Source organism: Pseudonocardia sp. HH130630-07, assembly GCF_001698125.1.
Lineage (GTDB): Bacteria > Actinomycetota > Actinomycetes > Mycobacteriales > Pseudonocardiaceae > Pseudonocardia.
This window is the reverse complement of sequence record NZ_CP013854.1, coordinates 5,954,452-5,967,758: the sequence shown is the minus strand read 5'-3', so window position 1 is coordinate 5,967,758 and position 13,307 is coordinate 5,954,452. Positions and strand designations below refer to the sequence as shown.

The window sequence follows — 13,307 nt, the reverse complement described above, 5'->3', positions numbered from 1 at the left end:
GATCCAGGCCGGGCGGCCGCACACCGCCATGAGCCCGTCGGAGCGTGCGGAGCGGTTCGCCCGGATCGAGAAGGCGATCGCCGACATCGCCGAGGGCCGGCCGGTCGTCGTGATGGACGACGAGGACCGCGAGAACGAGGGCGACCTCATCTTCGCCGCCACCGCCGCGACCCCGGAGCTGCTGGCGTTCACCGTCCGCTACACCTCGGGCTACATCTGTGTCGCGATCACCGAGGAGGCGTGCACCCGGCTCGACCTCCCGCCGATGCACCACACCAACCGGGACTCCTTCCGCACCGCGTACACGATCACCGTGGACGCGAAGGAGGGGGTGACCACCGGGATCTCGGCCCAGGACCGGGCGCGCACGATCCGGCTGCTGGCCGACCCGGCCACCGAGGCCGCCGATCTCGTGCGCCCGGGGCACGTGCTGCCGCTGCAGGCCCGCGAGGGCGGCGTGCTGCGCCGGCCGGGCCACACCGAGGCCGCGGTCGACCTGGCGCGGATGGCCGGCCTCCCGCCGGCGGGCGCGCTCTGCGAGATCGTGTCCGAGAAGGTCGAGGGCGACATGGCCCGCGGCGACGAGCTGGGTGTGTTCGCCGCCGACCACGACCTCACGCTGATCACCATCGCGGACCTGATCGCCTACCGCCGCCGGTTCGAGAAGCACGTCGAGCGGGTCGCCACCGCGCGGATCCCGACCGGGCACGGCGACTTCCTCGCCTACGGCTACGACTCGCTGCTCGACGGCGTCGAGCACATCGCCATGGTGATGGGCGAGGTCGGCACCCCGGCCGACGACGGCGAGGACGTCCTGGTCCGGGTGCACTCGGAGTGCCTGACCGGCGACGTGCTCGGCTCGCTGCGCTGCGACTGCGGCCCGCAGCTCGACGCGGCGCTGGAGGCCGTCGCCCGGGAGGGCCGCGGCGTCGTGCTCTACATGCGCGGGCACGAGGGCCGGGGGATCGGCCTGCTGCACAAGCTGCAGGCCTACCAGCTGCAGGAGGCCGGCGCCGACACGGTCGACGCGAACCTCGCCATGGGCCTGCCCGCGGACGCCCGCGACTACGGCATCGGCGCGCAGATCCTCGCCGACCTGGGTGTGCGCTCGATGCGGCTGCTCACCAACAACCCGGACAAGCGCGCCGGGCTCGAGGGGTACGGCCTGCGCGTCGTCGGCCGGGAGCCGATGCCGGTCCGCCCGACCCCGCAGAACCTGCGCTACCTGCGGACCAAGCGGGACCGGATGGGGCACGACCTGCCCGACCTCGGCGGCGTGGCGGACCCGGGCCGCTGAGCCGCCCGGGTCCGCCGTCCCGTCGGCGCGCGCCGGTCGGCCCGCCGGGCCGGCGGGCACCCCGGTGCTCCGGTGCCCGCCCGCACGGGCGAGAATCGTGGGCATGAGCGGTGAGGGGCGGCCCGCCGGGGCCACGCAGCTGGACGCGAGCGGCCTGCGGCTCGGCGTGGTCGCCGCCCGCTGGCACGCCGAGATCGTGGACGCGCTGCTGGAGCGGGCGGTCGGCACCGCGCGCGACGCCGGCGTGGAGCCCGTCGTCGTCCGGGTGCCGGGTACCGTCGAGCTGCCCGTGGTGGCCCAGGAACTGGCCCGCACCCACGACGCGGTCGTGGCGCTGGGCGTGGTGGTGCGCGGCGGGACGCCGCACTTCGAGTACGTGTGCGACGCCGTCACCGCCGGTCTCACCCGGGTGGCGCTCGACGAGGCGACCCCGGTCGGCAACGGCGTGCTGACCACCGACACCGTCCAGCAGGCGGTGGACCGCTCCGGCGGTCCCGGGGCCGCGGAGGACAAGGGGGCCGAGGCGTGCCTCGCCGCCCTCGAGTCGGCGCTGGTGCTCCGGGATCTCCGCGCCGGGGCACGCACATGAGCGAGGGCCCGGACCGGGCCGGGCAGGGAGAACGCACCGTGACCGAGCACCCGCAGCACACACCGGCGGCCGAGGGCCCCGGTCCGGACGCCGTGACCCTGCGTCCGCGGGCCCTGCTGATCACCGCGTGGGTGTCCGCGGCGGCCGTCATGGTGTTCTTCGCGATCGTCGCCTACCTCATGCCGGGCGAGGACACCGGCGTGATCTTCCGGCCCGCCGACCAGGTGGCCATGATGGTGATCGGTGCCTTCGTGGCCGGTGGGCTGTTGCTGATGGCCCGGCCGCGGGCCCGCGCCGACCGGCACGGAGTCGAGGTCCGCAACGTGCTGACGACCCGCTGGTTCACCTGGGCCGAGGTCGAGGGCGTCTCGTTCCCGGACGGCGCGGCGTCGGCCCGCCTGGAACTGCCCGACGACGAGTACCACCCGGTGCTCGCGGTCCAGGCCGTGGACCGGGGGCTCGCCGTGCGCGGCGTGCGCACGCTGCGGGAGCTGCACCACTCCGCCGTCACCGCGGGGTGATCCGGGCCGGGGCCCGCCCGGTCACCGCGGGCCCGCCCAGGTCGGCCCGGTCGGCGGCCGCGGCGCCGTGCCGGTGCCCGGAGCCCGACACCTGCGGGCGGCGGGCCCGGGGCAGGGCGCCGAACTCCTCGGCGTAGGCCCGGTCCACCCGGTCGCCGCGGTCGGCCAGGACGAGTTCCACCGAGGGCCCGGCCGCGCCGCCCCGCCGGTCACCGGCCTCGGCGACCGCGGCCTGCTCGGCCTCGGCGACCGCGGCCTGCTCGGCCTCGGTCAGCCGCTGGTGGATCCGGGAGGCGAACCCGAAGATCCAGGACCGGCGGAAGGCCGCGACCGACTCGCCGGGGTGCGGCGGCCGTACCCCGGCGACCTGGGCCGAGATCTGCAGGAGCAGCGAGGTGTAGAGCAGCTCGGCCCGTTCGGTGTCCGAACGGTGGCCGAACAGGGTGACGGCCCCGACCCGCCCGTTGCGGTGGTCGTGCATCACCCAGCGGCACCGCAGCGCGGCCGCCGTCCACCCGAGCAGCCTGGCCTTCGCGCCGCTGTACGGGTCGTCGACCGGGATCCGCACCCGGCCGATCGGGTCGGCGCGCCGGTCGCCGCCGGTCGCGGCGAGCACCGCCTCGTCGACCCCGTGCCGGGCCATCATCTGCACCGCCTTGTCGGTGTAGATCTCGGCCTCGTCCGGGGTGCCCGCCCGCTCGGCCTTGGCCAGCAGCTTCCGGATGGTGTCGAGCCGGGCCTCCGGTACCGGAGGCACACCGGGCGCGGTCCCGGACGCGACGTCCTGCGGTGTGCGGTGTGCGGTGCTCATCGCTCTCCCCGTCCGGTGTCGAACTCGTGTTCGACCGCATGTCTACCCCAGCGCCCCGACAACCTCCGGGCCGGGCCGCCCGGGAGGTCCCTACACCCACGCGCCACGCCGGGGCGTCGGCGGGGGCCGGGCGGGAGTGTCGGTGCCCGGATCTACCCTGGAACCCACCATGGCCGACCCGAGCACCTACCGTCCGGCGACCGGGACGATCCCGGAGTCGCCGGGGGTCTACCGGTTCTCCGACCCGCGTGGCCGGGTGATCTACGTCGGCAAGGCCAAGAGCCTGCGGCAGCGGCTCAACTCCTACTTCGCCGATCTCGCCGGTCTGCACCCGCGCACCCGGCAGATGGTGACCACGGCGTCGAAGGTCGAGTGGACCGTCGTCGGCACCGAGGTCGAGGCACTCCAGCTGGAGTACAACTGGATCAAGGAGTACGACCCGCGGTTCAACGTCCGCTACCGCGACGACAAGACCTATCCGGTGCTCGCGGTGACGATGCACGAGGAGTACCCGCGGCTGCACGTGTACCGCGGTCCGCGGCGCAAGGGCGTGCGCTACTTCGGGCCGTACGCGCACGCCTGGGCCATCCGGGAGACCCTCGACCTGCTGCTGCGGGTGTTCCCGGCGCGCACCTGCTCGACCGGGGTGTTCAAGCGGCACGGTCAGATCGGGCGGCCCTGCCTGCTCGGCTACATCGACAAGTGCTCGGCGCCGTGCGTCGGCACGGTCACCGCCGACGAGCACCGCGACATCGTCGAGAGCTTCTCCGACTTCCTGTCCGGGCGCACCGACCGCATGGTGAAGCACCTGGAGCGGGAGATGGCCCAGGCCTCGGAGAACCTCGAGTTCGAGCGCGCCGCCCGGATGCGCGACGATCTGGGCGCGCTGCGCCGGGCGATGGAGAAGCAGGCCGTCGTGCTGGGCGACGGGACCGACGCCGACGTCGTCGCGTTCGCCGAGGACGAGCTGGAGGCGGCGGTCCAGATCTTCCACGTGCGTGGCGGGCGGGTCCGCGGCCAGCGCGGCTGGGTGATCGACAAGGTCGAGCCGACCGACACCGAGCAGCTCGTCGAACGGTTCGTCTCGCAGTTCTACGGCGAGCAGCACGCGCTGGCGGGCTCCGCGGACGACGCGATGCAGCCGGTGCCGAAGGAGATCCTCGTCCCGGTGCCGCCGGCCGACGCCCCGGCGCTGGAGCGCTGGCTGACCGGCCTGCGCGGCTCGAAGGTCTCGCTGCGGGTCGCCCAGCGCGGCGACAAGAAGGCGCTGGCCGAGACGGTCGCGCGCAACGCCAAGGAGGCGTTCGCCCAGCACAAGCTGCGCCGGGCCGGTGACCTCACGGCGCGCTCCGCGGCCCTGCAGGAGATCCAGGAGAACCTGGAGCTGGACCAGGCGCCGCTGCGGATCGAGTGCATCGACATCAGCCACGTGCAGGGCACGAACGTGGTCGCCTCGCTGGTGGTGTTCGAGGACGGCCTGCCCCGCAAGTCCGAGTACCGCCGCTTCGAGATCCGGGCCGCGGCCCAGGAGGGCGACGTCGCCTCGATCGCCGAGGTCGTCCGCCGCCGGTTCCGCCGCTACCTGGCCGAGACCGCCGACGAGCCGGACCCCGGTGGCCCGTCCGGCGAGGTCGGGCCGGGCGACACCGTCCGGACCGGCATCGACCCGGAGACGGGCCGCCCGAAGCGGTTCGCCTATCCGCCGAACCTGCTCGTCGTCGACGGCGCGAAGCCCCAGGTCGACGCCGCGGCCGCGGAGCTGGCCGAGCTGGGGATCACCGACGTCGCGGTCTGCGGCCTGGCCAAGCGCCTGGAGGAGGTGTGGCTGCCCGACGACACCGACCCGGTCATCCTCTCCCGGACGAGTGAAGGTCTGTACCTCCTCCAGCGGGTTCGGGACGAGGCGCACCGTTTCGCCATCACCTATCACCGGCAGCGTCGTTCGCAGGGCATGACCGCCTCCGTGCTGGACGGCGTACCCGGTCTCGGCCCGGCCCGCAGGCAGGCGCTGCTGAAGCACTTCGGCTCGGTGCGCAAGCTGCGTGCCGCCGACGTCGACGAGATCGCGGGGATACCGGGATTCGGGCGGCAGACCGCCGAGTCGGTGGTCGCCGCGCTGCACGGTGGGGACGACGCCCAGGGGGACGGCGATGACGGGGACGGAGACCGGTGAGCAGGGGAGCGCTCCGGGTATCGAGGTGGCGGTGGTCAGCGGGCTCTCCGGGGCCGGCCGCAGCACCGCCGCGAAGGTGCTCGAGGACCTCGGCTGGTTCGTGGTGGACAACCTGCCACCGGAGCTGATCGCGACGATGGTGGAACTGGGCTCGCGGGCCCGCGGGGAGGTGACCCGGATCGCCGTCGTCATGGACGTGCGGTCCCGGGCGTTCACCGACGACCTGGGTGCGGTCCTGAAGGACCTGGACGGGCGCGGCTACCGCCCGAAACTGATGTTCCTGGAGGCGTCGGACGCGGTGCTGGTGCGCCGGTTCGAGCAGAACCGCCGCTCGCACCCGCTGCAGGGTGCCGGCCGGATCACCGACGGGCTCAACGCCGAGCGGGAGGTGCTGCGCCCGCTGCGGTCCGAGGCCGATCTCGTCGTCGACACCTCGAACCTGTCGGTGCACGACCTGCGGGCGCGGATCGAGGCCTCGTTCGCGGGGGAGGGGGCGCACGCCGCCACCCGGGTCACGGTGCTCTCCTTCGGGTACAAGTACGGGCTGCCGCTGGACGCCGACCTGGTCGTCGACGTCAGGTTCCTGCCGAACCCGCACTGGATCCCGGAGCTGCGCGAGCACACCGGCCGCGACCGCGAGGTCAGCGACTACGTGCTGTCCCAGGAGGGCGCGGCCGAGTTCGTCGACCGCTACCTGGAGCTGCTGGACCTGGTGGGCGCCGGCTACCGGCGGGAGGGCAAGCGGTACCTGACGGTCGCCGTCGGCTGCACCGGCGGGAAGCACCGCTCGGTGGCGATCTCCGAGGAGATCGGCCGGCGGCTGTCCGCCACCGAGGGCGTCCAGGTGAACGTGGAGCACCGCGACATGGGGCGCGAGTGAGGGCAGACGGCGCCGGCGGCGCAGACGGCTCCGGCGACCCGGACGGCTTTGGCGGCGGGTTGCGCGTCGTGGCGCTGGGCGGCGGCCACGGCCTGCACGCCACGCTCACGGCGCTGCGCCGCTGCCCGGCCGTCTCGCAGATCACGGCCGTGGTCACCGTCGCCGACGACGGCGGTTCCTCCGGCCGCCTGCGCCGCGAGCTCGGCCTGCTGCCGCCCGGTGACCTGCGGATGGCACTGGCGGCCCTGGCCGCCGACGACGAGCGGGGCCGGTTCTGGTCCGGGCTGGTCCAGCACCGCTTCGGCGGCAACGGGGCACTGGCCGGGCACGCCGTCGGCAACCTGCTGCTCGCCGGGCTGCTGGAGCGCGGCGGCGATCCGGTCACCGCGCTGGAGGCCGTCGGTGGCCTGCTCGGCTGTGCCGGGCGGGTGCTGCCGATGGCGCGCGTCCCGCTGGACATCGAGGCCGAGGTGGACCTGGACGGCCGGGACCGGCCGCACCGCATCCGGGGACAGGTCGCCGTCGCCTCCACCCCGGGCCGGGTGCGCCGGGTGTGGCTGCGGCCGGACGGCCCGCCGGCCTGCGACGAGGCCGTCCGTGCGGTCCGGGACGCCGACGCGGTGCTGCTCGGCCCCGGGTCGTGGTTCACCAGCGTGCTGCCGCACCTGCTGGTGCCCGGGCTGCGCGAGGCGTTGCTGACGACCACGGCCGCCCGGGTCGTGTTGCTGAACCTCACACCGGAGCCGGGGGAGACCGCCGGCTTCTCCCCGGAACAGCATCTTGAAGTACTGTCCGGTCACGCGCCCGATCTGCGGGCGCACGCGGTCCTCGCCGACTCCGGATCGGTACCCCTCCCGGACCGGCTGCACGCGGCCGCCACCGACCTGCTGACACCCGGCGGGACGGTATGGCTGGCCGACGTCGCGGACGTCGACGCGGCGACCCCGCGCCACGATCCGGACGCCCTGGCGGGTGTCCTGCTCGAGGTGTTCGAGGCGCTGGTCCCGCAGGGGCGGCGCACGGCAGCACGGACCAGGACGGGTGAGCACGGCCCGCAGCGCGGAAGGAGCCCCGTATGGCCATGACCGCCACGGTGAAGGACGAGCTGAGCCGGCTCACCGTCACCAAGCAGTCGTCACGGCGCGCCGAGGTCGCCTCGTTGCTGCGGTTCGCCGGCGGGCTGCACATCGTGGGCGGCCGGGTCGTGATCGAGGCCGAGGTGGACACCGGCTCGGTCGCACGCCGGCTGCGCCGGGAGATCCACGAGCTCTACGGCCACGCCGCGGACGCGCACGTCATCACGGCCGGGGGCCTGCGCCGCAGCGCCCGGTACGTGATCCGGGTGATCCGCGACGGGGAGGGGCTCGCCCGTCAGACCGGCCTGCTGGACAACCGCGGCCGTCCGGTCCGCGGCCTGCCGCCGCCCGTCGTGTCGGGGGACCTGGCCGACGCCGAGGCGGCCTGGCGCGGGGCCTTCCTGGCGCACGGCTCGCTGACCGAGCCGGGCCGCAGCTCCGCACTGGAGGTCACCTGCCCCGGGCCGGAGGCCGCGCTGGCGCTGGTCGGGGCCGCCCGGCGGCTCGGGATCGCGGCGAAGGCCCGTGAGGTGCGCGGGGCGGACCGCGTCGTCGTCCGCGACGGCGACGCGATCGGCGCGCTGCTGACCAGGATGGGTGCCCACCAGAGCGTGCTGTCCTGGGAGGAGCGGCGGATGCGCCGCGAGGTCCGGGCCACGGCGAACCGGCTCGCGAACTTCGACGACGCGAACCTGCGCCGCTCGGCGCGGGCGGCCGTCGCCGCGGCGGCCCGGGTGACCCGGGCCCTGGAGATCCTCGGTGACGAGGTGCCCGACCACCTGCGCGCGGCCGGGCGGCTGCGGGCCGAGCACACCCAGGCGTCCCTGGAGGAGCTCGGTCAGCTGGCCGACCCTCCGATGACGAAGGACGCGGTCGCCGGCCGCATCCGCCGCCTGCTCCAGACGGCCGACAAGAAGGCCGCCGAACTGGGTATCCCGGACACGGAGTCGGCGGTCACCGCCGAGATGCTGGAAGAACCCGAGGGCGGCTGAGGCGCGGGCGGGGTCTGCTCACACCCCGTCACCGGGCGGCTGCGACGGGTCCGGCATGATGCCGCCGTGACGAACCCGGGCTCCACCCTCCTGGCCATCCATCTCGATCGATCCAGTGCCGTGCGGCCGGTGCTGCCGGCCCTGCGTGCCGGGCTCGCCGACCTGCTCGTGTCGCAGGCCGACGGCCCCGGCACGCTGCAGGTCGTGCTGTCCACCGGCGACGACCTGACCCGCTCGCTGGCCGACGGCTCGCACCCGCAGGCGCTCCCGGCCGATCTCGACGCCGCCCGCGCCGCGCTCCCGGCGACGCTGCGTGCACGCACCGGCCCGGACCTGGGTGCCGCCACCGTCCGGCTGCTGGACGCCGTCGGCGACGAGCTGGCCGCGCGGGACGAGTCCGACCGCCCGGAGCGGGTCGTCGTGCTGCTCGTCGGGGAGGCCGGTGTCGGCGACGCCGGCGCGGCGCGGGAGCGGATCGCGCACCAGCAGTCCGCCTACGCCTGGGAGTTCGCGATGGTCGACGTCGTGACCGGGATGCCGCCCGCCGGCGCGGGGAGTGCGGCGCCCGGCGGCACGCCCGCGGAGGACGAGGCCGGGACCGGGGACGAGGCCGCGGACGGGAGCCGTGCCGCGGCGCCGGTCGCGGTGGCCGAGCGACCGGTCGAGCCCGCCGCAGCGGGGCTGTTCGGCGTCCCGGTGACCGCCGCGATCAGCGCCGGTCCGGGTGCCGACGGCGTCTCCGCCGCACTGGCGGCCGCCTCGGCGTTCGTCACCCGGGCCCGCGGGAGCCGACCGCACGAGCCGGTCGAGGGCTTCTCCGGCGACGAGCGGTCCGCCGCCGCCACCCCGGACGGCCGTCCGGCCTGGCGCCGGCTGCTGCGGCTGCGCTGAGCAGCTCCTCCGGGGCGGCCCGCGACGGGCCGCCCCGCCGGGCTCCGCAGCAGATCGCGGCGCAGCTCACGGGGTATGGCGGCGCAGTCCCGGGCGGCGCGCCGATAGGGTGTTGCCCGAGCACGGCACGCAGCGTCCCCCGACGGGGTGGGAGGCGGCGGTCTGCCTGCCGCACCCCGGCGTCGGTCTCCGGCGTGACGGGGCGAGTACGGACACTCCCGACGAGCCCATGGAGGCACTGTGACGGTCCGCGTAGGAGTCAACGGCTTCGGTCGTATCGGCCGGAACTTCTGGCGGGCGGTGGACGCCCAGCGCGCCGCCGGCACCACCGACATCGAGATCGTCGCGGTGAACGACATCACCGACAACGCGACGCTCGCGCACCTGCTGAAGTACGACTCGATCCTGGGCCGGCTGCCCTACGAGGTCTCCACCTCCGGCGACGAGATCCTGGTCGACGGCAAGGGCTTCAAGGGCCTCGCCGTCCGCGACCCCGCCGAGCTGCCCTGGAAGGACCTGGGCGTCGACGTGGTCGTCGAGTCGACCGGCATCTTCACCAAGCGTGACGCCGCGGCCAAGCACCTCGACGGCGGCGCCAAGAAGGTCGTCATCTCCGCGCCGGCGACCGACGAGGACATCACCATCGTCAAGGGCGTCAACGACGCCGACTACGACGGTTCGCAGACGATCGTCTCGAACGCGTCCTGCACCACCAACTGCCTCGCTCCGATGGCGAAGGTGCTCGACGACCTGGCCGGGATCGAGAAGGGTCTGATGACCACGATCCACGCCTACACCCAGGACCAGAACCTGCAGGACGGCCCGCACAAGGACCTGCGCCGCGCCCGCGCCGCCGCCCTGAACATCGTCCCCACCTCGACCGGGGCGGCCAAGGCGATCTCGCTGGTCATGCCGCACCTCAAGGGCAAGCTCGACGGCTACGCGCTGCGGGTGCCGATCCCCACCGGCTCGGCCACCGACCTGACCGTCGAGGTCCGCAAGGAGGTCACCGCCGCGGAGATCAACGCCGCGATGAAGGCCGCCGCCGAGGGTCCGCTCAAGGGCGTCCTGAAGTACACCGAGGACCCGATCGTCTCCTCCGACATCGTGACCGACCCGCACTCGTGCATCTACGACTCGGGCCTGACCAAGGTCATCGGCAACCAGGTCAAGATCGTCGGCTGGTACGACAACGAGTGGGGCTACTCGAACCGCCTGGTCGACATCACCGGTCTGGTGGCGTCGAAGCTGTGAAGAACCTCGACGACCTCGTCGGGGAGGGCGTCGCGGGCCGGACGGTGCTCGTCCGGTCCGACCTGAACGTCCCGCTCGACGGCGACCGGATCACCGACGACGGCCGCATCCGCGCCTCGGTGCCGACGATCACGACCCTCCGCGACGCGGGGGCCCGCGTGGTCGTCATGGCCCACCTCGGGCGGCCGAAGCCGGGACAGGACAACACGGCGTTCTCCCTCGCCCCGGTCGCGGAGCGGCTCGGTGAGCTGCTCGGCGCCCCGGTGGCGCTGGCGCAGCACGGGGACGCGGCCCGCGCGGCCGTGTCCGGGCAGGCCGACGGCGACGTGGTGCTGCTGGAGAACATCCGGTTCGACCCGCGCGAGACCAGCAAGGACTCCGGCGAGCGTGCGGCGTTCGCCGGTGAGCTCGCCGGGCTCGCCGGCGACCGGGGTGCGTTCGTCTCCGACGGCTTCGGTGTCGTGCACCGCAAGCAGGCCTCGGTCTACGACCTCGCGACCCGGCTCCCGGCCTACGCCGGCGGGCTCGTGCTGGCCGAGGTCGAGGTGCTGCGCACCCTGACCGGTGCGCCGGAGCGGCCCTACGCCGTCGTCCTCGGCGGTTCGAAGGTCTCGGACAAGCTCGCCGTGATCGAGGCGCTGCTGCCGACCGTCGACACGCTGCTCGTCGGCGGCGGGATGTGCTTCACCTTCCTGGCCGCCCAGGGCCGCGGCGTCGGCTCGTCGCTGCTGGAGTCCGACCAGGTCGAGACCTGCCGCAAGCTCCTGGAGTCCGGCAAGATCGTGCTGCCGTCGGACGTGGTGGTGGCCGACGCTTTCGCCGCCGACGCGACCACCCGCACGGTGCCGGTCGACGAGATCGCCGACGGCTGGATGGGGCTCGACATCGGCCCGGAGTCGGTGGCGGAGTTCGGCTCCCGGATCGCCGACGCACGGACGATCTTCTGGAACGGCCCGATGGGCGTGTTCGAGATGGCCCCGTTCGCCGAGGGCACCCGGGGGGTCGCGACCGCGATCGCCGACGGCGAGGCGTTCTCGGTGGTCGGTGGCGGGGACTCCGCCGCCGCGGTCCGGGCGCTCGGCGTCGGGGAGGCCGGGTTCTCCCACATCTCCACCGGTGGCGGTGCCTCGCTGGAGTTCCTCGAGGGCGCGACCCTGCCGGGTGTCGCGGTACTGGACGGTGACGCCTGATGGCACGCACGCCGCTCATCGCCGGCAACTGGAAGATGAACCTCAACCACCTCGAGGCCATCGCGGTGGTGCAGAAGCTCGCCTTCGCGCTGCCGGAGCGGTACTTCGCGAAGGTCGAGGTGGCGGTCCTGCCGCCGTTCACCGACATCCGCAGCGTCCAGACGCTGATCGACGGCGACAAGCTGAAGGTCGTGCACGGGGCGCAGGACCTGTCCCCGCACGACTCGGGCGCCTACACCGGTGACGTGTCCGGCCTGATGCTCGCGAAGCTCGGCTGCCGGTACGTCGTCGTCGGGCACTCGGAGCGCCGCGAGATCCACGGTGAGGACGACGCGGTCGTCAACACCAAGGTGCACGCGGCGCTGCGGCACGGGATCACCCCGATCCTGTGCGTCGGCGAGGGCCTGGACGTCCGCGAGGCCGGTACCCACGTGCAGCACTGCACCGACCAGCTCCGCGGCGCCCTGGCGAAGGTCACCGCGGAGCAGGCGGCCGGGCTCGTGCTGGCCTACGAGCCGGTCTGGGCCATCGGGACCGGCAAGGTCGCCGGCCCGTCGGACGCCCAGGAGGTCTGCACCGCACTGCGGGCCACGCTGCAGGAGCTCTACGGCGACGAGGTCGCCGCGGGCGTCCGGATCCTCTACGGCGGTTCGGTGAAGTCGTCGAACGTCGCGGAGATCGTCGCGCAGCCCGACGTGGACGGTGCACTCGTCGGCGGGGCAAGCCTGGACGCCGAGGAGTTCGCGAAGCTCTCCGCGATCGCCGCGGGCGGCCCCCTGCCCTGAGGCCCCACCCGCCCGCTCCGCCCGCCCACCCCTCTCACCCCGCCACTCATGGAGCTTCGGCCCCGTGTCACGAGGCCGAAGCTCCATGAGTGCGACGGGGGAGGGGTGGGCGGGTGGGGGCGCGGGACGGGGTGGGGGCGGAGGGGGACGGGTCGGCCGAGTATTCTTCGGGTTTCGGCGGGCTATCCAGATCCGGGAGTACGTGTGATCCTGACCCTCCAGATCATCCTCATCGTGACCAGCGTGCTGCTGATCGCGCTGGTTCTGCTGCAGCGCAGCAAGGGTGGGGGTCTGACCAGCCTCTTCGGTGGCGGCGTGCAGTCGAGCCTCTCGGGCTCCGCGGCCGCGGACCGCAACATCGCCCGGTACACGGTCTTCGTCGGGCTGATCTGGTTCATCGCCGTGGTCGGTAACGGACTGCTGCTGGCCGGCGAGTGAACGCGGCGACGGTGTAGGGGAGAGAGACGATGGCTGGCGGCAACGCGATCCGCGGCACCCGAGTCGGGGCCGGTCCGATGGGCGAGTCCGAGCGCGGCGAGACCGCGGCGCGTGAGCGGATCCCCTTCTACTGTGCCAACGGGCACGTCAACAACACCTGGTTCGCCGCGGACGCGGAGGTCCCGGACACCTGGGACTGCCCCCGTTGCGGGCTGCCGGGTGGCCGGGACGCGGAGAAGCCGCCGTCGGCCCGCCGCACCGAGCCGTACAAGACCCACCTGGCCTACGTGAAGGAGCGGCGCAGCGACGCCGACGGCGAGGCCATCCTGGAGGAGGCCCTCGGCCGGCTCCGGGCCTCGCGCGAGCTCTAGCTAGGCCAGGGCGACAGCCCGATGTCGGGAGCCGACCAG

Annotated in this window: 14 protein-coding genes; 13 read left to right on the top strand and 1 reads right to left on the bottom strand. The window is 74.1% G+C overall.

The features are described from left to right. Positions 1-28 precede the first annotated feature (28 nt). The 3 genes from AFB00_RS28140 (at position 29) to AFB00_RS28130 (ending at position 2,407) form a co-directional block, all read left to right on the top strand. Positions 29-1,297 carry a bifunctional 3,4-dihydroxy-2-butanone-4-phosphate synthase/GTP cyclohydrolase II gene (locus tag AFB00_RS28140; RefSeq protein ID WP_068800759.1) on the top strand — a complete coding sequence of 423 codons (1,269 nt, stop codon included), beginning with the start codon at positions 29-31 and terminating at the stop codon, positions 1,295-1,297. A 103-nt stretch (positions 1,298-1,400) separates the two neighbouring features. After that, the gene (gene ribH / locus AFB00_RS28135) at positions 1,401-1,886 is read left to right on the top strand and encodes a 6,7-dimethyl-8-ribityllumazine synthase (protein ID WP_068799685.1); all 486 of its coding nucleotides are present in this window, start codon (positions 1,401-1,403) and stop codon (positions 1,884-1,886) included. Beyond that, on the top strand, positions 1,883-2,407 hold the full coding sequence (locus tag AFB00_RS28130) for a PH domain-containing protein (protein ID WP_083275887.1): 525 nt from the start codon (positions 1,883-1,885) through the stop codon (positions 2,405-2,407). The genes ribH and AFB00_RS28130 overlap by 4 nt, the downstream gene beginning before the upstream one ends. Here AFB00_RS28130 and AFB00_RS28125 read toward each other — a convergent pair. Continuing rightward, positions 2,394-3,218, bottom strand: coding sequence for a DUF2786 domain-containing protein (locus AFB00_RS28125; RefSeq protein WP_083275886.1), 825 nt, complete (start codon positions 3,216-3,218; stop codon positions 2,394-2,396). The two genes, AFB00_RS28130 and AFB00_RS28125, sit on opposite strands and share 14 nt — an antisense overlap. Before the next feature lie 169 nt (positions 3,219-3,387). On the opposite strand from AFB00_RS28125, the gene uvrC reads away from it, so the two are divergent. From uvrC to AFB00_RS28075, 10 genes are all read left to right on the top strand, one after another. Next, a complete protein-coding gene (uvrC, locus tag AFB00_RS28120) occupies positions 3,388-5,391 on the top strand; it encodes an excinuclease ABC subunit UvrC (RefSeq protein ID WP_068799684.1) in 2,004 nt (667 codons plus the stop codon). After that, positions 5,369-6,271 (top strand): RNase adapter RapZ, encoded by a 903-nt coding sequence (gene rapZ / locus AFB00_RS28115; RefSeq protein WP_156819755.1) that lies wholly within the window; start codon positions 5,369-5,371, stop codon positions 6,269-6,271. Before uvrC ends, rapZ begins: the two co-directional genes overlap by 23 nt. A 59-nt stretch (positions 6,272-6,330) precedes the next feature. Then, positions 6,331-7,356 carry a gluconeogenesis factor YvcK family protein gene (locus tag AFB00_RS28110; protein WP_068799683.1) on the top strand — a complete coding sequence of 342 codons (1,026 nt, stop codon included), beginning with the start codon at positions 6,331-6,333 and terminating at the stop codon, positions 7,354-7,356. Next, positions 7,347-8,339, top strand: coding sequence for a DNA-binding protein WhiA (gene whiA / locus AFB00_RS28105; RefSeq protein WP_068799682.1), 993 nt, complete (start codon positions 7,347-7,349; stop codon positions 8,337-8,339). The genes AFB00_RS28110 and whiA overlap by 10 nt, the downstream gene beginning before the upstream one ends. A 66-nt stretch (positions 8,340-8,405) precedes the next feature. Continuing rightward, positions 8,406-9,230, top strand: coding sequence for a hypothetical protein (locus tag AFB00_RS28100; RefSeq protein WP_156819754.1), 825 nt, complete (start codon positions 8,406-8,408; stop codon positions 9,228-9,230). A gap of 240 nt (positions 9,231-9,470) precedes the next feature. After that, positions 9,471-10,484: a type I glyceraldehyde-3-phosphate dehydrogenase gene (gap, locus tag AFB00_RS28095; RefSeq protein ID WP_068799680.1), complete on the top strand. Its 1,014-nt coding sequence runs from the start codon at positions 9,471-9,473 to the stop codon at positions 10,482-10,484. Further along, positions 10,481-11,674, top strand: a complete 1,194-nt coding sequence (locus AFB00_RS28090) for a phosphoglycerate kinase (protein ID WP_068799679.1) — start codon at positions 10,481-10,483, stop codon at positions 11,672-11,674. The genes gap and AFB00_RS28090 overlap by 4 nt, the downstream gene beginning before the upstream one ends. Then, entirely contained in the window at positions 11,674-12,459 is a 786-nt protein-coding gene (gene tpiA, locus AFB00_RS28085; protein WP_068799678.1) for a triose-phosphate isomerase, read from the top strand. Before AFB00_RS28090 ends, tpiA begins: the two co-directional genes overlap by 1 nt. Positions 12,460-12,663: 204 nt before the next feature. Next, entirely contained in the window at positions 12,664-12,897 is a 234-nt protein-coding gene (gene secG / locus AFB00_RS28080) for a preprotein translocase subunit SecG (RefSeq protein WP_068799677.1), read from the top strand. A 29-nt stretch (positions 12,898-12,926) separates the two neighbouring features. After that, positions 12,927-13,268: an RNA polymerase-binding protein RbpA gene (locus AFB00_RS28075; RefSeq protein WP_068799676.1), complete on the top strand. Its 342-nt coding sequence runs from the start codon at positions 12,927-12,929 to the stop codon at positions 13,266-13,268. Positions 13,269-13,307 lie beyond the last annotated feature (39 nt).